This is a genomic window from Streptomyces sp. NPDC044063 (assembly GCF_056434285.1).
In genome coordinates, this window is the sequence record NZ_JBWKFM010000018.1 from 22,837 (window position 1) to 48,039 (window position 25,203).

Here is a 25,203-nt window from a genome sequence, read left to right on the forward strand (position 1 = left end):
GTGCGCACAAGACTCCGTCCTGTCCGCATCACCTAGGCAAAGGCCGCATGTCCGTTCATCCGCTGTCGGACCTCATACGTTTCAGCCGCCATAACTCCCCCTTCTACTCGGCCCTCTACGCGCACCTGCCGGCCGGCACCGACAGCCTCGCCGCGCTGCCGGTCGTCGACCAGGGCGCCTTCTGGAAGGCGAACACCCTCCAGGACAACAGCGTGCTGACCGCGCCGCTGGGCGAGGCCGTCGTCTACAAGACCGGCGGTACCACCGGCGCCCCGAAGTTCTCCTGCTACACCCGCGAGGAGTGGCGGGAGTTCGTCACCGCCTTCGGCCAGGGCCTCGTCGACGCGGGCCTGCGCCCCGGCCACCGGGTCGCGGACCTCTTCTACGCCGGCGAGCTCTACGCCAGCTTCCTGTTCATCCTGGACTCCCTCGCCCACGCCCCCGTCGACAACGTCCGGCTGCCCATCGGCGGCGCGGCCCCCCTGGAGACGACGGTCCCCACGCTGGAGGACTTCGGCGCGCAGGTCGTGGCGGGCACCCCCACCACCCTGTGCCGGCTCGCCGAGCACCTCGTCTCGACGGGCCGTCAGCTCCCCGCCGTGGAGCTGCTGTTCTTCGGCGGCGAGGCCCTCTTCGACGACCAGCGGCGGCTGCTGGCCGCCGCCTTCCCCAACGCCGAACCCCGCTCCCTCGGCTACGCCAGCGTCGACGCCGGCCTCCTCGGCCGCCCCGTGCCCGGCCCCGACCCCCGTGTGCACCGCGCCTTCACCCCGCACACGGTCGTCGAGATCCTCGACGAGACCACCGGCGAGCCCATCGAGGAGAACGGCCGCCCCGGCCGCGTCGTGGTGACCCAGCTCTACCGCCGCCTCATGCCCGTCATCCGCTACCCCGCGGGCGACCGCGCCGAGTGGACCGACCGCACCGCCGGGCACTTCCGCATCCTCGGCCGCGCCGAGGAGGGGGTGCGCGTCGGCCCCGTGTCCCTCTACTCGCAGGACGCGCTCGCCGCCGTCGCCGCCGCGGACACCGACGGCCGGATCACCGGCACCCAGCTCGTGGTGCGCCGCCGGGAGGGCCGCGACCAGCTCGTGCTGCGCCTGGCCACCGCCCCCGGCGACGACGACCCCGCCGTGCTGGAGGTGCTCGCCAAGGCCGTCGTCCAGGAGCTCGACACCGCCCGGCCGCTGTACCCCGACAGCGTGCGGGCCGGTTACGTCCACCCCATGGCCGTGGAGTGGACGCGCCACGGCGACCTGGTCGTCAACCCCCGCTCCGGCAAGCTCGTCCGCGTCATCGACGAGAGGCCGACCGCATGACCGCCCCCGTCCCCGCGGCCGCCCGCGAGCGCCGGCTGCCGCTCGTCCTGCGCAACCGTGCCTTCGGCACCGTCTGGCTGGCCCAGGTGCTGACCCAGGCGGCGGTGCGGATGTTCCAGGTCGGCGTCTCCTGGTGGCTCGTCGCGTACGCCGTCGACGGCGGCCGCGGCCTGGCCTCCGGGCTGTTCATGGCCGTCAGCACGCTGCCCGCCGTGGCGCTGGCCCCCCTCGTCGCCCGGACCGTCGCCCACCGGGCGCACCGCTCCGTGCTGCGCGCCGCGGCCGGCGCGGCGGGCGTCGCCGCGGCCGCGCTGGCCGTCTGGGCCTGCGCGAGCGAGCTGCCGCTCGCCGCCGCGTACGCCGCCACCCTCGCGCTCGCCACCTGCCAGGCCTTCTTCGACCCCTGCCTGACCACCTCCGTGCCCGAACTCGTCGACGACGAGGACATCGAGGCCGCCACCGGCTTCGAGCTGTCCACCCAGTCGCTGGCGAGCCTCGGCGGTGCCCTGCTCGGCGCCCTGATCGTCGACGGCGCCGGCGTCGCGGGGCTCGCGGTGGGCTGCGCGGCCGCGTACGCCCTGGCCGCCGTCCTCGTCGCGACGGCCCGCTTCCGCCCCGCCGCGACCACCGCGGACGGCGACGAGGGCGCGGACGGCGCCGGTCCGGAGCGGCGCACGCTGCGCGGCATCCTCGCCGGCCTGCCCCGGGTCCGCCGCATCCTGCTCTGCTTCACCGCGGCCAACCTCTTCACCACCGCCGTCTTCGTCGTCATCCCCCTGTACACCAAGTCGGTGCTGGACGACGGCGGTTCCACCGTGGCCCTGTTCGAGGCCTCGCTCGGTGCCGGCACGCTCGCCGGGTCGTTCACCGGGGCCCGCGTCCCCGGCCGGCCCACGACGCTGGGCGCGGTCCTCCTCGGTGTGATGGCCGCCGCGTTCGCCGTGCCCGGCCTGGCCGGCGGACGGTTCGTCCTGGCGGGCTGCCTGGTGGCGGCCGGCTGGTGCGTGGGCGTGATCGGGGTGCGCTTCGTGGCGCTCTTCCAGCGGCTCGTGCCCGCCGCCGACAAGCCCGGCTTCTTCGCCGTGATGCAGGCGGTGCTGGGCGCGACGTTCCCGCTCGCCTCGCTGCTCTTCGGCCTGCTCGGCGACCACCTCTCCGCGCGGACGCTGTGCCTGATCCAGGCCGCCGGCCTGATCCCGGCCGCCCTCGCGCTCGCCCTGCTGGGCGACCCCGACCCCGCCCAGGAGAACGGCGCCGCCGCGCCGGAGCCGGAGCCCGTGAGCGCCGGAGGAGACCGATGACCGCCGTGCTCGACGAGGCGACGCCCGCCGACATCGCCGACCTGCGCCAGCTGTACTACGCCGTCTACGGCCCGCACTACCCCGTCGCCCTCGGCACCGACCCCGCCGAGATGTCCCGCCTCATCGCGGACCCCCACACCCTCTGGCTCGTCGCCCGCTGCCCGCGCACCGGCGGCCTCGCCGGGTCGGCGGCCGTGCACAGCGAGGCCGGCAGCCGGACCGGCCGGCTGGAGGGACTCGCCGTCCACCCGGACCACCGGGCGGCCGGCCTCGCCGGGGCGCTCACCCGGGAGCTGTGCGCGCGGACGCTGGACGCCGGACGGCTGGACTCGGTGTACGCCACCGTGCGCACCGTCAGCGCCGGCCCGCAGCGCGTCGTCTCCCGCAACGGCTTCCAGCCGCTGGGCCTCCTGCCCAACGCCGTGGACCTCGACAGCCGGGAGAGCCTCGCACTCTACGCGCGTCACGCCGCCGGTGTCCTCGACCGCCGCCACCCCGTCCCCGAGGTGCCCGCGCCGCTCGCGCCGCTCCTGCGCACCGTCGAGCGGAACCTGCCCGTCAGCTACGCGGACACCGCCGTCACCGCGCCCGGGCCCGCGCCGGAGAGCGCCCCGGCGACCCGGCTGGAGATGATCGAGGCCCCCGGCTTCGTCCGCCGCCGCTTCCACGACCGGTTCCCGGACACCGAGCGCTGGTTCTACCCGCTGCACACCCCCAACACCCTGCTGGTGCCCGAGGACGACCGCTTCGAGGTGTACGCCTACCTCAACCGCACCGGACGCTACTGCGCCCTCGTCGCCGCCCACCCCGGCCCGGCCGTAGCCGCCGACTGCCTGGAGGCCGTCACCCGGATGCTCACCCGGGCCGGCGCCGGCTACGTCGAGGCGCTGGTGCCGCTCGCCGAGCACGGCATGCTGTCCGCCTTCCTCGCCCACGGCTTCATCCCCAGCGCCCTCTTCCCGGCCATGCGGCCGGAGGCCGGCCGCTTCCACGACTACGTCGTGATGTCCCGGACCGCCGAACAGATCGACTTCCGCGGCGTGGTCGTCGGCGAGTCCCTCCAGCCGTACCTGGACGCCTACGCGTCGGCCTGGGCGTCGACGTACCTGCCCACACTCGAGGTTGCCCCATGACCCCCGTCAACCCCCATCTCGCGCCGGTCGCCGTCCCCGACCCCGACCTGCTGCCCCACGTGCAGCGGCTGTGCGACCTGACCGACCCGTACACCTCGGGCCCCGCCGAGGAGGAGCTGTTCGCCGCCGCCATGGCGGAGATCAACGCCTGGCACGCCGACCGGTCCCCCTTCTTCCGCGGCCTCCACGCCGCCGAGCGGCCCCCCGCGCCCTACGACGCGCCGCCCGTCCACGCGAACTTCTTCAAGCGCCACGAGGTCCTCTCCATCCCCCGCGAGGACGTCCACCTCCACCTGACCTCGTCCGGCACCACCGGGCAGAAGTCGCAGATGTTCTTCGACGAGTGGACCATCCGCGGCGCCCAGCGCATGGTCGCCCGCATCTTCGACCGCAACGGCTGGATCACCCCCGACCAGCCGGTCAACTACCTCCTCTACAGCTACGAGCCCGCCCGCGACCTCAAGCTGGGCACCGCCTTCACCGACAACTACCTGTGCGACTTCGCCCCCGCCCGGCAGGTCGAGTACGCCCTGCGCGACACCGGCAACGGCCATGAGTTCGACCCCTTCGGCTGCGTCGCCGCGCTGCGCCGCTTCGCCGAGGACGACGTGCCCGTCCGCATCCTGGGCTTCCCCGCGTTCCTCTGGTTCACCCTGGAGCGCATGCGGGCGATGGGCCTGCCGCCCCTCACCCTGCCCGAGGGCTCCCTGATCATCCTCGGCGGCGGCTGGAAGGGCCACACCGACCGGCAGATCGGCAAGCACGAGCTGTACGCCCGGGTCACCGAACAGCTCGGCGTTCCCTCCGAGCGGATCCGCGACACCTTCGGCTCCGTCGAGCACTGCGTCCCGTACATCGAGTGCTCGCACCACAACCTCCACGCGCCCGTCTGGTCCCGGGTATTCATCCGCTCCACGCGCACCCTGGAGCCGCTCGGCTACGGCGAGAAGGGCTACCTCCACCTGGTGTCCCCCTACATCACCTCCGTACCGGCGCAGAGCGTCGTCATGGGCGACCTCGCCTCCCTCCACCCCGGCGAGGACTGCGGCTGCGACCTCGGCACGCCCTGGTTCGTGATCCACGGCCGCGCCGGAGTGAGCCGTAACAAGAGCTGCGCGGTGGCCGCCGCCGAACTGATGAAGGGCATGTCGTGACGACCGAGACCACCCCGCACTACTGGCAGGGCACGTTCATCGACGACGAGGAGGCCGGACGCCGCCTCGCCGCCCTGCCCGCCGCCGTCGAGACCGCCCTCGCCCGGCCGCTGGAGACCGAGACCCTCCTGGCCGCCTGCGACCGGCTCGCCGAAGCCCTGCGCGACCCCGCCCACCCCACGTACGCCCGCCTCGCCCGGCACCTGCCCGAGGGCGAGGACACCGGCGTCCTCACCGAACTCGCCGCCTTCCTCGGCCGCCGCGAGCTGACCCGCAAACTCCGCCGCGAGCTCGGCGGCACCACCCCGCAGCGGCTCGGCCGGCCCGACGCCCGCGAGACCGTCTACGAGGCGTGGGCCCCCGTCGGCCTCGTCGCCCACATCGCCCCCGGCAACGCCGCCACCGTCGCCCCCCTCAGCCTCGTCGAGGGACTGCTCGCCGGCAACGTCAACATCCTCAAGACCAGCAGCGCCGACACCCTCCTCGCCCAGCACCTGCTCGCCGAACTGGCCGCACTCGACCCGACCGGCACCATCGCCGAACGCGTCGTCGTCCTGCGCTTCCCCTCCTCCCGGCAGGAGTGGCTGCGGGCGATGTGCGCCCCCGCCGACGCCGTCGCCGTCTGGGGCGGCGAGTCCGCCGTCGAGGGCGTCGCCGCCCATGTCCCGCCCGGCTGCCGCCTGGTGGAGTGGGGCCACCGGATCTCCTTCGCCTACCTCACCCGCGACGCCTGGGCCGACCCGGCCGTCCTCGAAGCCCTGGCCGCCGACGTCTGCCTCTTCGAGCAGCAGGCCTGCTCCAGCCCCCAGGTCGTCTACCTCGACACCGAGGACACCGGCGAGGTCTTCGCGTTCGCCGAGCGCTTCGCCGCCGTCCTGGCCGCGCGGCCGCCCGCCGAGCCCTCCGGCGAGGAGCCCGACCCCGCCGAGGAGGCCGAGCTCACCACCACCGAGCTCATCGCCCGGCTGGAGGAGCACCTCGGCCTCACCCGGGTCATCGCCGCCGCCGACGGCTCCTGGCGCGTCATGGCCGACACCCGGTCCGCCCTCACCGCCTCCCCGCTGCACCGCAGTGTCTGGGTCAAGCCCCTGCCCCGCACCCGCGCCATCGCCACGCTGCGCCCCATGCGCCGCTACCTGCAGACCGCCGGCATCGCCGGCGGCCGCGCCGACATCGCCGAGCTCTCCCGCCTGGTCCTCGCCGCCGGCGCCACCCGCGTCACCCCGGTCGGCGCCATGCAGAGCGGCTACTCCGGCGAACCCCACGACGGTGTCTACGCCCTCCAGCGCTACAGCCGCCGCGTCGCCGTCCAGGCCGACGAACGCTTCGCCACCACCGCCTGCCTCGACGACCTGACGCGCCCCGTGGAGTTCCCGCCGCCCGCCGGCCCGCTGCTGGACAAGGCCACCGTCCAGGAACGCAACCACGGCGTCGACCCGCGCGACGCCGAGCTCCTCTTCCGCAGCGGCGGCAGCACCGGCACCCCCGCCCTGTCGCTGTTCACCTACGACGACTACGACACCCAGATGCACGCCGCCGCCCGCGGCCTGCTCGCCGCCGGCTACGACCCCCGCCACGACCGCACCGCCAACCTCTTCTACTGCGGCGGCATGTACGGCGGGTTCATCAGCTTCTTCTCCATCCTGGAGCGCCTGGGCGGCACCCAGCTGCCCATCGCCGCCGGCACCGACCACCGGGCGACGGCCGAGATGCTGGTGGCGCACGAGGCGGACACCCTCTTCGGCATGCCCTCCTACCTGTGGCAGCTCCTCCACGAACAGGCCGATCTGCTGCGCGGCCGCGTCCGTAAGATCTTCTACGGCGGCGAGCACTTCACCGCACAGCAGCGCCGCGTCCTCGCCGAGACCTTCGGCGTCGAGACGATCCGCTCCATCACCTACGGCAGCACCGACCTCGGCCCGCTGGGCTACCAGTGCGCCGAGAGCACCGGCGGCGTCCACCACCTGCACGCCGACCTCCACACCCTGGAGATCCTCGACACCGCCGCCGACCGCCCCGTCGCCCCCGGCGACACCGGCCGCCTGGTCTTCACCACCCGCGCCCGGCGCGGCCAGGACCTGGACCGCTACGTCATCGGCGACCTCGGCCGGGCCGTCCCCGGACCCTGCCCCTGCGGCAGCCGCGCCCCCCGCTTCGAACTCCTGGGCAGGCTCGGCGACGTGATGCGCGTGGCCACGTACTTCCTCAACCACCGGCGGTTCGTCACCATCGCCGAGGAGGACCGCGGCTACGCCGGCGAACTCCAGATCGTCCTCACCGCCGACGGCCCCCGCGAACGCCTCACCGTCCGCGTCGAGGACACCGCCGCCACCACCCCCGGCGACCTCCGCGCCGCCTTCCTCGCCGGCTACCCCGAGCTGCGCACGGCCGTCGGGGAACGGCTCCTCGACCTCGACGTCGAGACCACGCAACCGGCCGCCTTCACCCGCACCGCCACGACCGGAAAGCTGCGCTCCGTGGTGGACGAGCGGCACTAGGGGATCCGGTTCACAGGAGCGGCGGCACGAACCGCGGCGCGGGGTCAGGAACGCGTCAACGTCGCGGCCCGACCTGCCGCGATCCGTCCCGGCGACGTGACGATGGGTCATGCACCTATCCCACGCCGCCGGGCGGCGTGCCGCCGCCCCCGAGACGAAATGGAGCAGCGCCATGGCCCAGGCCGGTGCTCCGTCCGACGCGCCGGGCAGGCGTCCCGGCAGACTGAAGGTCTACCTCGGCGCCGCCCCCGGTGTCGGCAAGACGTACCGGATGCTGGACGAGGGCTGGCGCCGGGCCCTGCGCGGGACCGACGTCGTCGTCGCCCTCGCCGAATGCCACCACCGCCCGCACACCGAGGAGATGCTGGAGGGACTGGAGGTCCTGCCCCGGCTGCGGCGCGTCCACCGGGGCGTGGAGTACGCCGAACTCGACGTCGCCGCCGTCCTGGAACGCCGCCCCCGGGTGGCGCTCGTCGACGAGCTGGCCCACACCAACGCGCCCGGCGCCGGCCGCCTCAAGCGCTGGCAGGACATCGAGGCGCTGCTCGCCGCCGGCATCGACGTCGTCACCACCGTCGACATCCAGCACCTGGAGTCCCTCCGCGACGTCGTCGAGCGGATCACCGGCGTCCCGCAGCTGGAGACCGTGCCGGACGAGGTGGTCCGCCGCGCCCACCAGATCGAGCTCGTCGACATGCCCCCCGAGGCGCTGCGCCGCCGCATGGCGCACGGAAACATCCACACCCCCGAGAAGATCGACGCCGCGCTCTCCCACTACTTCCGGGTCGGCAACCTCACCGCCCTGCGCGAACTGGCCCTCCTCTGGGTCGCCGAGCGCGTCGACGAGACCCTCCAGCGCTACCGCGCCGACCACGGCATCGGCGGCGTCTGGGAGACCCGGGAACGGGTCGTCGCCTGCATCACCGGCGGCCCCGAGGGCGAGACCCTCATCCGCCGCGCCGCCCGCATCGCGGCCCGCTCCTCCGGCGGCGGCCTGCTCGCCGTCCACGTCACCCGCAGCGACGGGCTCGCCGCCGCCTCGCCCGCCGCCCTGGCCCGCCAGCGGCGGCTCGTGGAGAGCCTGGGCGGCAGCTACCACACCGTCGTCGGCGACCACGTGCCCGTCGCCCTGCTGGAGTTCGCCCGCGCCGAGAACGCCACCCAGCTCGTCGTCGGGGTCAGCCGCCGCGGCCGGCTGCCGCGCCTCCTCGGCGCCCGCGGCGTGGGCGAGAGCGTCGCCGACTCCTCCGGCGACATCGACGTCCACCTCGTCACCCACGAGCGGGCGGGCCGCGGCCGGGGCCGCCCCGGCCCCGCCCACGACACCCCGCTCGCCCGCCGCCTCGGCGGACCCGCCGCCGGCCTCGCCCTGCCCGCCGCGCTGACCCTGCTGCTGCGCCATCATGAGATCGCCGACGCGCTGGGCCTCAACCTCACCAGCGAGGCCCTGGTCTTCCTGGTGGCCGTCGTCGGCGTGGCCTGCATCGGCGGCGTGCTCTCCGCCCTGCTGGCCTCCCTGACCGCCTCCCTCCTGCTCAACTACTACTTCATCCCGCCCGCCGGCCGGTTCACCATCGCCGAGGCCAACAACGTCCTGGCGCTCCTGGTGTTCGCGGTCGTCGCCGTGACCGTCGCCGCCGTCGTGGACCGCTCGCTGCGGCTCTCCCGCCGGGCCGCCCGCGCCACCGCCGAGGCCGAGACCCTCTCCTCGCTCGCGGGCGGCATCCTGCGGGGCGAGCGGGACGTCCCCGTCCTCCTCGAACGCACCCGGGAGACCTTCGGCATGGCCTCCGCCGAACTCCGCCCGAGCCAGGGGGACGGGGAGGTGATCCGGGCCGGACAGGACCCGCCCGGCGAGGCCGCCGAGATCCGGGTCCCGGTGGGGGAGGACCACCGGCTCGTCCTGCGCGGCCGGAACCTGCCGGTCGCCGAGCGCCGGGTGCTCACCGCCTTCGCCGCCCACCTCACGGCCGCCGTCGAACGCGCCCGGCTCGCCGAGGCCGCCGCCGAGATCGAACCCGTCCGGGCCGCCGACCGGATGCGCACCGCGCTGCTGGCCGCCGTCAGCCACGACCTGCGCACCCCGCTGGCCAGCGGCTGGGCGGCCGTCAGCTCGCTGCGCAGCCGGGACGTGCGCTTCTCCGACGAGGACCGGGAGGAGCTGCTGGCCACGGCCGAGGAGTCGCTGGTCCGGCTCAACCGGCTGGTCGACAACCTCCTCGACATGAGCCGCATCCAGGCCGGCGCCCTCACCCTCCACCTCCAGCCCACCGCACTGGCCGAGGTGCTCCCGCCCGCCCTGGACAGCCTGCCCGAGGCGCAGGACCGCACCGCCGCGACCGTCGCGGCCCAGGACCTCACCCATGTGCCGGACGTGCTCGCCGACCCGCCGCTCCTGGAGCGGGTCGTCGCCAACCTGGTGGCCAACGCCGTCCGGCACTCGCCGGACGGCCACCCGGTCTCGGTCACCGCCAGCGTCCTGGCCGGCCGGGTGGAGCTCAGGGTGGTCGACCGGGGGCCCGGCATCCGTGCCGCCGACCGGGAGCGGGCCTTCGCGCCCTTCCAGCGGCTCGGCGACACCGACAACACCACCGGCCTCGGCCTGGGCCTGGCCCTCTCCCGCGGCCTGACCGAGGCCATGGGCGGCACGCTCACCCCCGAGGACACCCCCGGGGGCGGGCTCACCATGGTCGTCTCCCTGCCCGCGGCGGGGGCGCCGGACGCAGTGTCCTGATGCGGCGTCAGATCTCGGCGAGGAAGGCGCGGACCTGCCGCGCGACGACGGGATCGGTCAGCAGCCCGTTGTGCGTGAGGCAGCCGTCGGTCCGGGTGTTGACGGCGCCGTCGAGCGGGGTGCTGGAGTGCGGGAGGATCACCTCGTCGCAGGGCGACCACCAGGTGCCGTAGCGCGTCGTGCCGGGCGTCTCGTCACCGGAACCGAGCTGCCGGAGCACGTACGACCCCGGGGTCATGTCCCGGCAGCTCTGGTAGAGCAGGGCGCACGCGTAGGCGGCGTTCGTCCCGTGGTTGGGCCCCGCGAGCGACACCCAGTGCCCGACCTTCCCGGCACCGCCGCCGAACTTCACGTACCAGCGGGAGGGGAGGCCGCCCAGGCTGTGCGTGACGAGGTCCACGCGCGAGGCCCCGGTCCGGGCCAGCACGGTGTCCACGTAGGAGGCGAGCCGTCCGGCGAGCACCTCGTTCGTGGACAGGCGGGTGTCGTACGACCAGGCCGCCAGGCGGTCGGCGGGATACCCGGCGCGGACGAAGTCGTCGCGCATCGTGCCCCAGACGCCCGGGTCCGCGTTGGCGCCGTGCACGAACACGACCGGATCGGGCGGGCCACCGGCCCCCGGAGCCGCCGCCGTGACGGGCGGGGCGGCGCCGAGCGCGAGGGCGGCCAGGAGGAGGGAGAGGAAGGCGACGAGCGGACGGCGCATGCGCGGGTACCTTTCGGAGCCGGCCGGAAGCTGTACGGGCATGGTGCGAGACGTCGTGCGCCGGAACTATGCCAGTCCGGCCGAAGCCCAAGACAGAGCCCCCGGCATGCATGGAAGGAACTCTTCCGGGTAACTCGTGCGCTCTACAAGGTGAACCAGCGGAGTCGGTGCCGTCAGCGGCACCGTGCGATTGGGGGGAAACCCATGCGCATATCCCGTAGCACGACTTGGCGCACAGCGGCGGCGCTCGCCGTCCTGGCCGCGCTGACGGTGTCCGCCGGCGCGTTCGCGGCCGCCCCGGGCGCTCCCGGCGCGGGGACGCGAGCCCCCGCGGTGGAGCACGAGGGCACCCCGTCCTCGGTGGTCGACCGGGTGGCCGCCTTCTACGGCGCCTACGTGGACGCCCGCTCCGGCACGCCGGACACGGCCCTGGCCGACGCCCTGCGCGCCCACTACCTCACCGGCGAGTTCCGGGACCGCCTGAGGACCTGGGAACGGAAGAACGGCGTGGACGGCGTCCTGCGCGCCCAGAACACCCCGCGCGCCTGGCAGGTCACCTACGACAACAGCGGCGCCGGGCACACCTGGACGCGCGTCCGGCTGACCTGGGGCGACGAGGCCAAGCCCGGATACACCTACCTCAGCGTGCAGTCCGACCTGAGCACGCGGCTCATCTCCGACATCAAGGAGGAGGAGAAGCCGTGAGGCGCTCGTAGCAGTCGTAGTTGCGCTGGGCGACGATCCTTCCGTCGCGGAACTCGATGAACGTCGCGATACGGGCCCGCAGTACGTGCCCCGCGGGCAGCTCGCCCAGCGGCACGGCCAGCGTGCCGCTCCACGCGACCTCGAGCGCCACCTGGTCGCCCACCGCGACCGCGTTGAGCACGTCGAAGCGCTGCGCGCTCAGCAGCGCGCGGCCGCGGTCGGCCGCCTCCAGCACGGCGGGCAGGTCGCGCACCACGCCGTCGGGGAAGAGGAGGTTGGGCAGCTCGTGGTGGACGGCGTCCTCGTGGAAGAACGCCGCCAGTTCGGCACCGGTCGCCCACCGGGCCACGGCCTCGTGGTAGCGGACGGCGGTGTCGATGTTGGGGTGCCGCTGAAGGTCCGGCATACGGACCAGGCTAGCGGCACCCTCACGACGACGGGGGATCAGTCCGTCCGCTCCTCGCTGCGGTCACCGCTCCACAGCGTGTGGTACGAGCCCTCGCGGTCGGCGCGCCGGTAGGTGTGGGCGCCGAAGAAGTCCCGCTGCCCCTGGGTGAGCGCGGCGGGCAGGCGCGGGGCGCGCAGGGCGTCGTAGTAGGAGAGCGCCGCCGAGAAGCCCGGCGTCGGCACCCCGTGGCGCACCGCCGTGGCGACGACCGAGCGCCAGGCCTCCTGCGCGCGGCCGGTCTCCTCGGCGAACCCCTGGTCCGCCAGCAGGGTGGCCAGGCCCGGGTCGGCGGCGAACGCGGCCCGGATGCGGTCCAGGAACGCGGCCCGGATGATGCAGCCGCCGCGCCAGATCGCGGCGACCGCGCCGAGGTCGATGTCCCAGCCGTACTCCTCGCTCGCCTTGGCGATCATGTTCCAGCCCTGGGCGTAGGACACCACCTTGGAGGCGTACAGCGCCTCCTCGACCTGGGCGGCGAACGCCTCCGCCTCGCCGGCGGACAGCGCCGGGACGTCCGGCCCGGGCAGCCCGCGCGCCGCCGTGCGCAGGTCCGCGTGGCCCGAGACGGACCGCGCGAACACCGCCTCGGCGATACCGGACACCGGGACCCCCAGGTCCAGCGCGGTCTGCACCGTCCACCGCCCGGTGCCCTTCTGCTCGGCCGCGTCGGCCACGACGTCCACGAACGGCCGCCCGGTCGCGGCGTCGGTGTGGGCGAGCACCTCGGCGGTGATCTCGATGAGGTACGAGTCGAGGCGCCCGGTGTTCCACGTACGGAAGATCTCGGCGATCCGCGCCGGCTCGTACCCGCCGACGGCGCGCAGCAGGTCGTAGGCCTCGGCGATCAGCTGCATGTCGGCGTACTCGATGCCGTTGTGCACCATCTTGACGAAGTGGCCTGCGCCGTCGGGCCCGACGTGGGTGCAGCAGGGGGTGCCGTCCTTGGCCTTGGCGGCGATGGACTCGAGCAGCGGCCCGAGGGATTCGTAGGACTCCTCGGACCCGCCGGGCATGATGGCGGGCCCGTTGAGGGCGCCTTCCTCACCACCGGAGATGCCGGCGCCGACGAAGTGGATGCCGTGCTCGCGCAGGGCGGCTTCCCGTCGCCGGGTGTCGGCGAAGTGCGCGTTCCCACCGTCGATGAGGACGTCGCCCTCGTCGAGCAGGGGCACGAACTCGTCGATGACGGCGTCGGTGGCCTCGCCGGCCTTGACCATGACGATGATGCGGCGCGGTCTCTGGAGCGAGGCGACGAAATCCTCGGCACTCTCGGAGGGTACGAAGCTCCCCTCGTGGCCGTGCTGCTCGACGAGGGCCTTGGTCCTGGCGGCGGTGCGGTTGTGGACGGCGACGGTGTGGCCGTGGCGGGCGAAGTTCCGGGCGAGGTTGCTGCCCATGACGGCGAGCCCGGTGACGCCGATCTGCGCGGTTGCGGTGGTGGCGGGGGTGCTGGGCATGGCGGTGTTCCACTCCTGTCACGAGCGTCGAAGACCTGTGCGAGGCGTCAACACCGGACGAAGCGAAGATCTTCCCGCCACCCCGGCCGGCCACCGCCCGGCCATCGTGGCACGCGAACAACACGAAAGGCGCACCGGCGCACGCCTTCCGCGTTCTCGGATCCGTGCCCCGGACGTCAGCGGCGCGCGAGGCGGGGGCCGTCCGGGGTGGTGTTCACCCGGTAGTGGGCCACCAGTTCGCTGAGGGGCCTGCCGGTGTACTCGGGTGGCACCGTGAATTCCGCCACCTCGCGGTCCTCGCCGGGGAGGAGGCGGACGCCGATACGGTCGTCGCCCTCTTCGATGATCTCCGCCAGGGCGGTGATCCGGCCGTCTTCGCTGAATGCCGCATAAACGCGCATGATGGGATCCCTCCGTGTTCACGGGGTGACGAGGGCGAGGGTGAAGACGAATTGAGAGTTTCCGCTCGACCGTAGGGTCAGGGCCCAGAAGGGCGGAATCGGATTGGTGCCGTCCCAGAACGTGTACTCGGCCACGTACTGGAGACGGGAGTTCGTGTCGGTGAAGGCGTGGAAGTATGTGGCCGGACGGATCCAGGAGAACTGGTTCGGATCCTTGCCGAAGTCGAAGGCGAAGTCCTGCTGCTGGCCGTCGCCGAGGAACAGAAAGCCACTGCGTCCGAATTCCAGACCTGCCATGATGTGCTCCCCCTGCGGATTCCCTTGCGTGAAGGGAGTGTTCCTGTAGGCAGAGCGTGCGCCTCGTCGGGGATTTCGGGAATGTGCGCGACCCGGATATCACCCGGATGGGTCAACGGTTCTCGGGTCCGCGCTCAGGGGCCGGTGGATCCACCGGCCCCCGAGCGGTCAGGCGTCGTACCAGACGACGCCGTCCCCGCCGTCATTCCCGATGGTCCGCGTCATGATGTCGCCGTCCTGCCAGTACTTGGGGTGCTGGGCCAGGAAGCCGCCCACGGACAGCACCGACGTCGCGTCGCACACCCCGTCGGTGCGGATGCAGAAGCGCTGCACCGGGACGCCCGTGAACGTGGCAGGGCCCGCGCCGGGGGAGGTGAAGCCCAGGGCGCTCCAGCCCTTGGGGAGCTTGGCCCAGATGCCGGTGCCCGGCTGCATCGGATCGGAGTACAGCATGCCGTTCACCTGCGAGCGGGGTATGGCCGTGCCGCCGGCGGCGATCGTTTGGAGCACCTGGTCGGCCGCCTGCGCGCCCTGGGAATAGCCGACGATCGTGAGCCTGGCGCTCGGGTCGCGGCGGTGGGTGTCCTCCGCGGCGGCCAGCAGATTGCGGTAGCCCTCGTGCACGCTGGCGTCGAAGCTCGGCGCGCTCGGGTCCGGGGACTGGTTGCGGCCGTTGAGCCAGGGCCCGGCGCTCGCCGGGTAGCACACGGGTACCGGAATGCCCCCGTTGAGGTGCTTGTTGGCGAAGGTGTAGCTGCTGGTGCAGTCGGGCCCGGGCGCCCCCGCGCCCGTGCCGCCCAGCTCCAGGTAGTAGTGACGTACCGGACCGGCGTCGGCGACGGCGGGCGCGGCGGCCGTGACGGCCACCATGACCGCCGCCGCCCCGGCGACGATCGCCTTCCTCCATCTGCGGACCAGGCTCATCGTTCGTTCTCCTTCCTCAGGTCGCGTCAATCGGTGTGCCTGTGGGCGACGTTAGGTACGGGCGGTGACATCGTGATGAAACCCGCCCGGGCCTCATCCCGCGTCCGCCGGCCCCAGGCGCTCCGCGAGCGCGCGGAGGAGGAAGAGGTTCGGGATCTCCGAGGCCCGCGGGCCCGGCCCGTGCCACGTGCCGTCGACGTCCAGCCCGACGGCCCCCTTCCGGACCCGGACGTCCCGGACCCGCCGCCACGGTGCGCGGATCTCCTCCCACCCGATCTCCTCCCGCGTGAGCCAGACGTCGCCGAACGTCAGGCGCTCGCCCCCGGCCAGCGCCGCCAGCGCCCGGGGCAGCTGGGCACCGGTGACGCCCCGCTGGATCCCGGACCACCAGGCGGGCGGCGCGTCGCCGCGCTCCGGAGCGCGTCGCAGCACGATCCGCTCCTCGTCGACACCGGTGAGCGCGCAGGCGGTGTCCGTCCGGAACACCGAGGTCGCGTCGTAGCGGACGATGTGGATCCGGCCCCTGACGGCCACCGTCATCCCGTTCTCGTACAGGTCCAGCCGCGCGTCGTCACGGTCGTGCGCCGCGGACGCCAGACCGTGCCGTACGAAGGCCAGCAGAGCGCGGAACCCCGGAATCCGGAGGGACTTCGCGTACACCGTTCCCGTGACTCCCGTGTACGTGGCGCGCCGCCTGCCCAGGAGCTCGCGGCCGGCCGCCGCCGAGATCCTCGCCAGCAGCAGTTCCTCGCCGTCGCGCGGACGCCGTGCCGGGCCGATCACCGCGTGGTTCCGGTGAGGCCGAGGCGGATGTCGTCCCCGCGCAGGATCGTCCGGTGCGTCTGGCGCAGCAGGGGGCCCGGGGAGACGGCCAGCTCGTCGGCCAGCCGGCGGCGGGTGCGGTCGTAGACGGTCAGCGCGTCGGCCTGCCGGCCGCTGAGGTACAGCGCGCGCATCAGCATCGCGGCGACCGGTTCGTTCAGCGGCTGCGCCACGGTCAGGGCCGACAGCTCGGCGATCGCGTCGGCGTGCTGGCCCAGCCGCAACTGCCAGTCGAGCTTCCGCTGCACGAGGACGATCCTGCGCTCGGTCAGCCGCAGCCGCTCCAGCTCCGCGAACGGCCCCGGCTGGCCGGCCAGGGGCTCCCCGCGGAACAGGTCCAGCGCCTGGGAGCAGGTGCGGACCGCCTCGGCCAGGTCGCCCGCCCGCTCGGCCGTACCGGCCGCGGTGACCAGTTCCTCCATCCGCGCCACGTCCACCGCGACCGCGCCGGGCCGCAGCCGGTAGCCGCACCGGTCGCGCTCGATCGCCGCGTCCGGTGCGCCGGCCACGCGCAGGACCTTGCGCAGCCGGTAGATGTACACCGGCACGACGTTCGTGTTCGGCGGCTCCTCCCCCCAGACCCAGTCGAGCAGTTCCTGCCGGCTGACCGTCCGGCCCGGGCAGAGGGCCAGCGTCGCCAGTACGGCCTGCTGGCGCAGGTGCCCCAGGTCCACAGGGTGCCCGTCGCGCCAGGCCCGCAGCGGTCCGAGCACCGAGATCCGCAACCGTGGCCCGGACACGCGGCGAGCGGCGGCCGGTGACACCGGGCCCCGCGCCGCGGCCGGGACCGGGACCGGGGCCGGAGCCGGAGCCGGTGCGAGGCTCGGCGCCGGCCTGCGGGGGCCGCGCCCGGGGGCGACCAGACCGCAGTCGAAGGCGTGGACGATGGCGGCGGCGCGGTCGCGCAGGCCGAGGGTGGCGAGGATCCGCGCCAGGTGTCCGGCCACCGCGTCCTCGGGTATGGCGAGGGCGGCGGCGATCTCGTCGTCCCGCAAGCCGCAGCCGACCGCGTAGAGCACGTCGCGCTCCTGGCGTTGGAGCAAGGTCATGGACGGCTGGCGGGTGGTCGTGGTGATCGGCATGATGGCTCCCCGAGGTCGGGCCGCTCGCCGCGGCGCATGCCGTCGACGTTGGTCCCGGCGCCCGGTGCCGGACAGGCCAACCGACCGGCCGTTTGCGGCCGGTGGCGGCCACTCCGGCCACGCTAAAGTCCGTCACCTGGGGAAACACCTGTCCGAGGGGGAGGCCCTGACCTGTGGCCAGTGAGTTCAGCACGCTGTTACGGCGGCTGCGGCACAACGCGGGAATGACGCAGGAGACCCTGGCGGAGCGCGCCGGAGTGGGCGTGCGCACCGTACGCGGGCTGGAGACCGGCGAGCGCGCCGACCCCCGGGTGACCACGGTGCGGCTGCTCGCCGACGCGCTCGGGCTGGCTCCGGCGGAACGCGAGGAACTGCTCGCCACCGCCGTCCGCCGGCCCGGGACCACGCTCGGCCACGTCGAGCCGGCCGGCCACGTCGAGCCGGCCGGCCACGTCGAGCCGGCCGGTCCCGACGAGCCGGCCGATCCCGAACCATCCGGTCCCGACGAGCCACCCGCTCCCGTCGAACCACCCGGCCACGTCGAACCCGCCACCCCACCGCCCCTTCCGCCCCGACCGGCCGTCGAGCACCGGCCCCGCCCCGCCTCCGCCCTCCACGACACCCTCGCCGACGTCGCCGAGCAGCTCGCCCACGCGGTGGCCTCCCGCTGGCAGCGCGAGGAGGAGCAGCGGCAGGTGCACGACCCGTACCCGCTGCCCGTGCGCTGGCTGCCGGTGCCCGAGGAGCTGACCGATCACTGGGCCAACATCCGCCGTCTGCCCGCCGGAGGCACCCACGGTCCGCTGGACCTCGGCGGCCGCCTGGACGAGATCGTGGACGTCTACCGGCGGATACCCTCCGGTCGGCTGGTGGTGCTGGGCCGGCCCGGTTCCGGGAAGTCGATCCTCACCACGCGGTTCGTCCTGGACCATGTGAAGTCGAGGACCCACGCCGACCCGGTGGCCGTGATCTTCAGCATCGGCGCGTGGGACCCCACCGCCATCACCTTCCGGGACTGGCTGACCGCGCAGCTGATCCGCGACCATCCCGGTCTCGCCGGCCCGGCCCCCGGCGGCCCGAGCCTGGCCGCCGCCCTGGTCGAGGCCGGCCGGGTGCTCCCCGTGCTGGACGGCTTCGACGAGATCGCCGGGGGGCTGCACCGTCCCGCGCTGGAGGCGCTCAACGCCACCACGCTGCCCCTGCTGCTGACGAGCCGTCCGTCCGAGTACGCCACGGCGGTGGCGGAGACCGACGTCCTCACGTCCGCCGCCGCGGTGGAACTGACGGACCTCACCCTGGACGACCTGGCCGACTACCTGCCCCGCACCACGCGCAAGGCGCGTACCCCACGGGACCCCGCCGGGGGCGCGGTCACGACCGCGTGGGACCCGGTGCTGAGCGCGCTGCGCGAGCGGCCCTGCGGGCCGGGCGGCACCCAGCTCGCCGCGGTGCTCACCACCCCGCTGATGGTCACGCTCGCCCGCGCCGTCTACAGCGACACCCCCGGCCGTGATCCGGCCACGCTCCTGGACACCGGCCGGTTCGGCGGTCCCGGAGAGCTGGAGGACCACCTCCTCGACGCCTTCACCGCCGCCGCCTACCGGCTCCGGCCGGAGGGCCGCCCGGACGGCGGTCCGCGCCACGACGTCGACCCGGAACGCGCCCAGTACTGGCTCGGCTACCTCGCCCACCACCTGACCCGGCTCGACACCCCCGACCTGGAGTGGTGGCGGCTCGGCTCCGGGCTGCGCCGCCTGACACGCACCCTGGTGACCGCGCTGATGACCTGTCTGGCCGTCGGGCTCGTCGACTGCGTCGTCGGCCTCTTCTTCGACACCGTCCGCACCCAGATCGCGGAGAGCCTGACGACGGGCCTCCTGTCCGGGCTCATCTGCGCGGTCGCCTACTGGTTCCTGGCCGCGGCCCGGAACACGGCGGTGCCGCCGTCGGGCGTGCGCATGAAGGTGTTCGGCAGAGCGGGGAAGGCCGGGCGGAGAACCGCCGTCCGTTTCGCGATCGGGCTCCTGTGCGGGCTCGTCTTCGGCTTCGGCTACGGGCTGGAGCACGGGGTGCTCAAGGGGATCCTCGGGGGCCACGACCCCCTGGTCACCCTCTACATCGCCCTCTACGACGGGGTGTTCTTCGGGACCGTCTTCGCGCTGGGCGGCGGCCCCACCCTGGGCCTCCTGGCGTTCCTGGAGACCCCTCTCGACATCCGGTCGGCCGTCAACCCGGTGAGCCTGCTGCGCACCAACCGCCGGACGGCCACCGCCCAGTTCCTCGTCTGGGTACCGACCTTCGGCATCCTGGCGGGCATCGCGCCGCCGCTGACGATCCCCTCCATGTCGGCCCTGCTGGGCCCGCTCGCCTGGGACCCCGCCTCCTCGCTCAAGCTCGGCGTCATCAGCGGGATCGGCGGCGCCCTCGGCTACGGGTTCGCGCTGACCGCCTGGGGCCAGTGGGTGGCCTTCTCACGGATCTGGCTGCCGCTGACCGGGCGGCTGCCCTGGTCCCTGGTGGCCTTCCTGGAGGACGCCTACCAGCGGGGCGTGCTCCGGCAGGCCGGCGCGGTCTACCAGTTCCGCCACGCCCGCCTGCAGGACCACCTCGCCCGCACCTACCGGGCGCGCCGGGGCGGCGGCCCGCCCCGCTGACCGGCCTGTCCCGCAAACCCCGGCCGCGCCCCACGGTGTTCGGCGCTCGTCACGCGGCGCCGAACACCACCGCCGAGTTCTGGCCGCCGAACCCGAAGTTCTGCTTGACGGCGACGTTGATCGCGGCGGACCGGCCCACCAGGGGCGTGTAGTCCAGGTCGCACTCGGGGTCGGGGTTGTCCAGGTTCGCGGTGGGCGGCACGAACTTCTCCCGGATGGCGAGCAGCACGCCGACGCTCTCCAGCACCCCGCACGCGCCGCACGCGTGGCCGATGACCGACTTGGGTGCCGTGATCGCCACATGGCGCGCGTGGTCGCCGAAGGCCCGTTTGACGGCCGCGGTCTCGGCCCGGTCGTTCAGCGGGGTCGAGGTCCCGTGGGCGCTGACCAGGTCCACGGCGCCGGTGTCGAGGCCGGCGTCGGCGCAGGCCAGCTCGATGGTCCTGGCCGCCACCGCGCCGTCGGGGCGGGGCGCCAGGGGGTGGTGGGCGTCGCAGGTGGTCGCGGCGCCCAGCACCTCGCCGTACACGGTGGCGCCCCGGCGCAGCGCCGACCGCTCGGACTCCAGTACGAGCACGGCGGCGCCCTCGGCCGGCACCATGCCGTCGCGGTCCCGGTCGAACGGCCTGGACGCCGACCCCGCCTCCTCGGCGGGCCGCTGGGAGAGCGCGTCCAGCAGGCAGAACGAGGCCAGGCACGGTACGTCCAGCCAGCTCTCCACCCCGCCGACGAGGACCACGTCCGCGACGCCCTCGCGCACCGCGCGCATCCCGGCCCCGATGGCGTCCGTCGAGGACGCGCAGGCGGTGGAGAGGGTGAGCACCGGTCCGGTGATGTCCAGTTCCTGGGCGACCAGCCCGGCGGCCTGGTTGGGCAGCAGGCGGAGCAGCCCGAGCCGGTCCATCCGTGACCAGCCGCTGTGGCGCAGGACGGTCACGAGCCGCGCGGCCTCGTCGAGCCCGCCGCCGCCCGTGCCCACGTACAGGGCCCCGGGCGCCGTGCGCAGCCCGGCGTCCTCCCGCGCCTTCATCGCCGCGGCGAACAGCAGTTGCTGGAAGCGCGAGGTGCGGCGGACCTGCCGGGCGGGCATGTGCTGCCCCGGGTCGAAGCCGGCGACCACGCCGCCGACCCGGCAGGGCAGCGGTTCCTCGAGCTCCAGCGCCGTGATCGCGGGACGCCCGGCGGACAGGGCGTCCCACATGGCGTCCGGCGTGCCGCCCGCGCACGACTCGACGCCGATGCCGGTCACCAGCACGCGCCGGCGCGCCGGCTCCGGCATCACATCGCCCCCGACATGGCGTCGACGACGTCCCCGACCGTGCGGAGGTCGGAGATCCTGATGTCGGTCTCCGCCAGCTCGATCCCGAATTCCTGCTCCAGTACGGAGATCAGCTCCAGCGCCTCCATGGAATCCAGGCCCAGCACCGGCTGGCCGGGGCCGGCCGCGTAGAACAGGGCCGCGTCGCGGGTGATCGCCGTTCCGGATTCGGCCAGGTCCGGGCGTATGCCGGAGATGGCCTGGGTGACCACGTGCAGCACCTCGGTCATGAGGAATTCCCTTCGTCGAGTCTTCTACGGCCGGGTGGCGGTGAAGTAGACGCAGCGTCGTGTGATGGTGAACGGGGCCCGCTCGTACTGCTTCTCCAGCGTCTCGGTGAGCAGTTCGGCGGCGGTGTGCCGGTCGATGCCGGGCAGTGTGGCGGTGGCGAACATCGGGGTCGAGCACAGCGCGGTGAGGAAGTGGCGGCCGAGGGTGAACTCCCGCTCGGCGGTGACCACGCCGGTGAAACCGGCCGCGGCGAGGGCGTCCTGGTAGTCCTCGGCGGTCCTGCGCAGTCCCGAGGGCCGGCCGGCGGCCGACCGGGCCAGCGGGAGCCCGCGCGTCCGGGCGGTCCGGCGGGCCGAGCCGACCAGCTCGGCGTACCGCGGCAGGTCGTCGGCGGACTCCGCGCCCGCGTAGAAGGCCGAGTTGAACACCAGGCGCCCGCCGCCGGCGAGGACCCGCCCGATCGCGTCGAACGCCTCGGCCAGGTCCGGGAAGAGGTGGACGCAGTTGGCCAGCACGACGACGTCGAAGACGTCCCGGGGGAACAGCCGGGCGACGGAGGACGCGTCGCCCTCGACGAAGCGGGCCCGGTCGCCCAGCCGTGTCCGCGCCGCGTCGAGCAGGGCCCGGTCCGGGTCGACGCCGATCAGGGACATGGCCGGGTCGCGCTCCAGCAGCCGCTCGCTGACGGCTCCGTCCCCGCATCCCACGTCGAGGACGGCCGGTCCGGAGCCGACCGGGACCAGGTCGAGCAGCGCGCTGTTCAACCCGGCGTATTCCGGGTCGCCGCGCAGCGCGGCGTAGTCCGTGGACGGCGGCGCGTCACCCGGGATCCGGGAGGACGCGGCGTCTGCCCGTGTGTTCATGAATCGACCCTCCGTCGGTGCGGAATTCGATAACGGTGGGTGAAGCTAGCAGCGCCCCTGGTGGGCAACAAGTGGCCTTGATTCCCGGGGAGTCGGCCGTACCGGTATGACCAGCGAAAACACCTCTCCTTCATCTTTGCTTCATCGCGGCCGGATAGCTTCCGCGCCGGATGGTTTCCGCATGCAATGACGAGGCGTCACGAGGAGAGAATGGTGAAGACGACCGGAGTCCGGCTCCGCACGGTGTCGGATCGGTAAGACATTGGAATTCACAGAATTGGGTGACAGCACGGTTCCGGGCGGCCGGCTGGTGTTCTGGACGCCGACCGCCCCGGACTCGGCCTGGGCGGACGATTCCCGGGCGCCCGCGCTCGTCCACGAGCACCATGTACGGGCCGCGGCCGCCCGGGGGCCGCGCCATGTGGACCCGGCCTGGATCGGGGTGTCGTTCGGCGTCGGCCGCACCGGCGCCGACCGGGCCGGTGCCGCGTTCTCGGCCTGGCTGCGCGGGCACGAGCACCTGCGCAGCCGGCTGCTGCCGGCCGCCGGGGGCTGCGCGCGCCGTACGCTCCCCGCCGGCGCGGTCGCGCTGCGGCGGGAGGACATAGGCGACTTCGCCGACGGCGCCTCGGTCCGCCGGCAGATCGAGGCCTTCTTCGACCGCCGCACCGGCCCGCTCGGCTGGCCGCAGGTGGTCTTCGCGACGGTCGAGGGCGCGGGCGGGACGACGGTGTTCGCCGGGGCCGACCACGGCGTCATGGACGGCTACACGCTCGCCATGATCCCGGGGCAGATCCGCGACCTCCTCGCGGGCCGCGCCGGGGCCGTGCCCGGGCCGACCTTCCTGGACTTCGGGGCCGAGGAGCGGAGCCTGGTCGACCGGTCGCCGGCGGGCCGCGAGCACGCGGCCCCCTGGCGGGCCCTCCTCGGCGACACCCGCGACCGGACCCCCGCCTTCCCGCTGCCGCTCGGCGCGGCCGAGGCGCCGCTCGGGCAGCGCAGCGCCTACCGCTGGCTCCTCGACGGACCGGCGGCCGACCGGTTCGCCGCCGCGTCGCGCGCGGGCGGGGGCACGACCGCCGCGGGGCTGCTCGCCTGCCTCGCGCTCGCCGCGGCGAAGGTCGCGGGGGAGCGGCATCTGTCCGTGGTGAGTCTGGCCAACGCCCGGCCCGAGGGCTGGCGGGCGGCACCGGGCTGGTTCGTCGGCCTCCACCCGGTGCGCATCCCGACGGCTCCCGGCGCCGCCTTCGCCGACACCGTCGCCCTCGCCACCGCCGAACTGCGCCGCCGCGGCCCGGGCCCGGGCAGCTCGCTGCCCCACATCAGCCGGATGCTGCGCCGGGAGATCCACCCCCGGTTCGTGGTGTCCTGCCTCGACGTACGCCGGGTGCCGGGCACCCCGCCGCGGCCGGAGGACCGGATGCTGCGCAGCCGGATCCACGGCCCGGCCGAGGTGTACGTGTGGCTGACCAGGAGCGACCGCGGAGTCCACCTGTCCACGCGCTTCCCCGACACGGCCATGGCGCGCGCGAACGTCGGCCGCTTCGTCCTGGCCGCCGCGCACGCCGCCGCCCGCGTCGCCAACGGCCACCGGGCCGAGGCAGTGCCCCTGCCCGCCTGAGCGCTCCGCCGGACGTCCGGTGAGCCGGCCGCGGACGCGTCGTGGCCGGTCGCGCAGTTCCCCGCGCCCTTCGGGGCGCCGCCGAACCGTAGGAGGAGACCCCACCGTGCGCATGACCCAGATCGTCGACTGGAGGCCCGAGCCGGGCGAGGTGGTCGAGTTCACGCCGGCCACCGACCGGGCTCCCGTACGACACGACGTGCCCCCCTCGCTGTTCCAGAGCGCGCACCTGCGGCTGGCGGCCGCCCACCGCGCCGCCGGGCGACGGCAGTCGCCCTGGGTGGCCATGACGTTCGACCTGGAGGGCCGGGCCGACCTCGGCGCGCTCGCCGAGGCCTGGCAGGGCCTCGTCCGCCGGCACGAGGCCTTCCACACCTGGTACGAGCCGGAGGGCGGGGACCTGGCCGGGTTCCGGCTGCCGCCCGGCTCCCTCACCATGCGTCCCGTGCCCGTGGGGGACTTCCCGGGCACGGACGACCTGCGGGATCATCTCCACCGGCGGATCGACGAGCAGACCGCGGTGGGCTGGCCGAGCCTGCTGGCCGGGGTGATCCGGCGGGACACGGTGTCCACGGTGTTCTTCGCGATCGACCACGCCTACACCGACGGGCACTCCCTGGCGCTGGTGTTCCACGAGCTCCGTGCCCGCTACCACGCGGCCCGCGCCGGCACCCGGATCGACCTGCCGCCGGTCGCCGGCTACCTCGACGGCAACCGCCGGGAGCGGGAACGCTCCGCGGCGCTGACGGCGGACGCGCCGGAGCTCGCCGCCTGGTCGGAGTTCCTGGCCGTGCGGGACGGCGGCTTCCCCGCCTTCCCCGTCGCGCTGGGCAACGACTCCGGCGAACTGGTGACCGGTACGCGGCTGCAGTACCCGGTGCTCACGGGTGCCCAGGCCCGCGCGTTCCGGGCCTACTGCGCCGGACAGGGCGGCGGGTTCGCCGCGGGCGCCTTCGCCGCGCTGGCCCTCGCGCAGTGGGAGTTCACCGGCAACGACGTCTACCGCGTGCTCACCGCCGTGTCGACCAGGGGCTACCCCCGGCTGCTCCGCGTGCACGGCTGGCTGGTCAATCTGGTGCCCCTGCTGTTCCGGCTGTCGGCCTCGCCGACCCTGGCCGGCGCGATCCCCGTCGCGCAGCAGGGCTTCGAGCGGGCCCGCGCGGGCTACGACGTTCCGCTGCACCGGGCGCTGGAGCTGCTCCTCGACGGGGGCGAGGTCCCCAGCATTCCCCCCATGGCGTCCTACATCGACGGACGGACCACGCCGGGCGCCCGCGACTACCTCGACGCGGACGCGACCGTCCTGACCGGCCCCGACAACGCCAGCGGTGTGTCGCTGTGGCTCAACTGGTTCCCCGACCGGGCCGATCTGGTGGTCAGCATGCCGGACACGCCCGAGGCCGCGGCGGGGGTGCCGAAGTACCTGGACCGGGTCAGGGAGATCATGCTCGGCGCGGCGAGCGGGGCGAGGTGAGAGGAACCGGGACCCGGAGATCACTTGCGGAGATCCGATTGTTAAGGTAAGCCTTGCCTAT

The 25,203-nt window shown here is 74.2% G+C and carries 21 protein-coding genes; 10 read left to right on the plus strand and 11 right to left on the minus strand.

Features of this window, described 5'->3' with window-relative positions:
- Nucleotides 1-47: 47 nt before the first annotated feature.
- From AC07BS_RS21945 to AC07BS_RS21970, 6 genes are all read left to right on the plus strand, one after another.
- Entirely contained in the window at nucleotides 48-1,319 is a 1,272-nt protein-coding gene (locus AC07BS_RS21945; protein ID WP_478933926.1) for a phenylacetate--CoA ligase family protein, read from the plus strand.
- Complete coding sequence (locus AC07BS_RS21950) at nucleotides 1,316-2,620, plus strand: MFS transporter (RefSeq protein ID WP_478933928.1); 1,305 nt, start codon at nucleotides 1,316-1,318, stop codon at nucleotides 2,618-2,620. Before AC07BS_RS21945 ends, AC07BS_RS21950 begins: the two co-directional genes overlap by 4 nt.
- Nucleotides 2,617-3,753, plus strand: a complete 1,137-nt coding sequence (locus tag AC07BS_RS21955) for a GNAT family N-acetyltransferase (RefSeq protein ID WP_478933930.1) — start codon at nucleotides 2,617-2,619, stop codon at nucleotides 3,751-3,753. Before AC07BS_RS21950 ends, AC07BS_RS21955 begins: the two co-directional genes overlap by 4 nt.
- On the plus strand, nucleotides 3,750-4,907 hold the full coding sequence (locus AC07BS_RS21960) for a LuxE/PaaK family acyltransferase (protein ID WP_478933932.1): 1,158 nt from the start codon (nucleotides 3,750-3,752) through the stop codon (nucleotides 4,905-4,907). Before AC07BS_RS21955 ends, AC07BS_RS21960 begins: the two co-directional genes overlap by 4 nt.
- Nucleotides 4,904-7,405, plus strand: coding sequence for an acyl-CoA reductase (locus AC07BS_RS21965; protein ID WP_478933933.1), 2,502 nt, complete (start codon nucleotides 4,904-4,906; stop codon nucleotides 7,403-7,405). The genes AC07BS_RS21960 and AC07BS_RS21965 overlap by 4 nt, the downstream gene beginning before the upstream one ends.
- A 172-nt stretch (nucleotides 7,406-7,577) precedes the next feature.
- Nucleotides 7,578-10,139, plus strand: a complete 2,562-nt coding sequence (locus AC07BS_RS21970; RefSeq protein ID WP_478934051.1) for a sensor histidine kinase — start codon at nucleotides 7,578-7,580, stop codon at nucleotides 10,137-10,139.
- A 7-nt stretch (nucleotides 10,140-10,146) separates the two neighbouring features.
- Here the strand turns inward: AC07BS_RS21970 and AC07BS_RS21975 are convergent, their stop codons facing one another.
- Nucleotides 10,147-10,845 (minus strand): esterase/lipase family protein, encoded by a 699-nt coding sequence (locus AC07BS_RS21975; RefSeq protein WP_478933935.1) that lies wholly within the window; start codon nucleotides 10,843-10,845, stop codon nucleotides 10,147-10,149.
- Between the two features lie 204 nt (nucleotides 10,846-11,049).
- Between AC07BS_RS21975 and AC07BS_RS21980 the strand changes: the two genes are divergently transcribed.
- A complete protein-coding gene (locus tag AC07BS_RS21980) occupies nucleotides 11,050-11,550 on the plus strand; it encodes a hypothetical protein (RefSeq protein ID WP_478933937.1) in 501 nt (166 codons plus the stop codon).
- Here AC07BS_RS21980 and AC07BS_RS21985 read toward each other — a convergent pair.
- The 7 genes from AC07BS_RS21985 to AC07BS_RS22015 form a co-directional block, all read right to left on the minus strand.
- A complete protein-coding gene (locus AC07BS_RS21985; RefSeq protein WP_478647791.1) occupies nucleotides 11,528-11,956 on the minus strand; it encodes a nuclear transport factor 2 family protein in 429 nt (142 codons plus the stop codon). The genes AC07BS_RS21980 and AC07BS_RS21985 overlap by 23 nt on opposite strands.
- A 38-nt stretch (nucleotides 11,957-11,994) precedes the next feature.
- Entirely contained in the window at nucleotides 11,995-13,455 is a 1,461-nt protein-coding gene (gene gndA / locus AC07BS_RS21990; RefSeq protein ID WP_478933939.1) for an NADP-dependent phosphogluconate dehydrogenase, read from the minus strand.
- A gap of 176 nt (nucleotides 13,456-13,631) precedes the next feature.
- Nucleotides 13,632-13,856, minus strand: coding sequence for a hypothetical protein (locus AC07BS_RS21995; RefSeq protein ID WP_478647795.1), 225 nt, complete (start codon nucleotides 13,854-13,856; stop codon nucleotides 13,632-13,634).
- Between the two features lie 18 nt (nucleotides 13,857-13,874).
- On the minus strand, nucleotides 13,875-14,153 hold the full coding sequence (locus AC07BS_RS22000; protein ID WP_478933941.1) for a hypothetical protein: 279 nt from the start codon (nucleotides 14,151-14,153) through the stop codon (nucleotides 13,875-13,877).
- 168 nt (nucleotides 14,154-14,321) lie between these two features.
- Nucleotides 14,322-15,077 (minus strand): PE-PPE domain-containing protein, encoded by a 756-nt coding sequence (locus AC07BS_RS22005; RefSeq protein WP_478933943.1) that lies wholly within the window; start codon nucleotides 15,075-15,077, stop codon nucleotides 14,322-14,324.
- Between the two features lie 93 nt (nucleotides 15,078-15,170).
- Complete coding sequence (locus AC07BS_RS22010; protein ID WP_478933944.1) at nucleotides 15,171-15,860, minus strand: DUF6585 family protein; 690 nt, start codon at nucleotides 15,858-15,860, stop codon at nucleotides 15,171-15,173.
- Nucleotides 15,857-16,981, minus strand: coding sequence for an AfsR/SARP family transcriptional regulator (locus AC07BS_RS22015; RefSeq protein ID WP_478933946.1), 1,125 nt, complete (start codon nucleotides 16,979-16,981; stop codon nucleotides 15,857-15,859). The genes AC07BS_RS22010 and AC07BS_RS22015 overlap by 4 nt, the downstream gene beginning before the upstream one ends.
- Nucleotides 16,982-17,154: 173 nt before the next feature.
- Between AC07BS_RS22015 and AC07BS_RS22020 the strand changes: the two genes are divergently transcribed.
- A complete protein-coding gene (locus AC07BS_RS22020) occupies nucleotides 17,155-19,635 on the plus strand; it encodes a helix-turn-helix transcriptional regulator (protein ID WP_478933948.1) in 2,481 nt (826 codons plus the stop codon).
- Between the two features lie 49 nt (nucleotides 19,636-19,684).
- Here the strand turns inward: AC07BS_RS22020 and AC07BS_RS22025 are convergent, their stop codons facing one another.
- Genes AC07BS_RS22025 through AC07BS_RS22035 form a run of 3 tightly spaced genes read right to left on the minus strand, consistent with a single transcriptional unit; the run spans nucleotide 19,685 to nucleotide 22,047 of the window.
- Nucleotides 19,685-20,914, minus strand: a complete 1,230-nt coding sequence (locus AC07BS_RS22025; RefSeq protein WP_478647804.1) for a beta-ketoacyl-[acyl-carrier-protein] synthase family protein — start codon at nucleotides 20,912-20,914, stop codon at nucleotides 19,685-19,687.
- A complete protein-coding gene (locus AC07BS_RS22030) occupies nucleotides 20,914-21,183 on the minus strand; it encodes an acyl carrier protein (RefSeq protein WP_478647805.1) in 270 nt (89 codons plus the stop codon). Before AC07BS_RS22030 ends, AC07BS_RS22025 begins: the two co-directional genes overlap by 1 nt.
- Nucleotides 21,184-21,207: 24 nt before the next feature.
- A complete protein-coding gene (locus AC07BS_RS22035) occupies nucleotides 21,208-22,047 on the minus strand; it encodes a class I SAM-dependent methyltransferase (protein ID WP_478647807.1) in 840 nt (279 codons plus the stop codon).
- Between the two features lie 277 nt (nucleotides 22,048-22,324).
- On the opposite strand from AC07BS_RS22035, the gene AC07BS_RS22040 reads away from it, so the two are divergent.
- Both AC07BS_RS22040 and AC07BS_RS22045 read left to right on the plus strand, forming a co-directional pair.
- Nucleotides 22,325-23,668, plus strand: coding sequence for a condensation domain-containing protein (locus AC07BS_RS22040; protein ID WP_478647808.1), 1,344 nt, complete (start codon nucleotides 22,325-22,327; stop codon nucleotides 23,666-23,668).
- Nucleotides 23,669-23,780: 112 nt separating this feature from the next.
- Nucleotides 23,781-25,142 (plus strand): condensation domain-containing protein, encoded by a 1,362-nt coding sequence (locus tag AC07BS_RS22045; RefSeq protein ID WP_478934053.1) that lies wholly within the window; start codon nucleotides 23,781-23,783, stop codon nucleotides 25,140-25,142.
- Nucleotides 25,143-25,203: the final 61 nt, after the last annotated feature.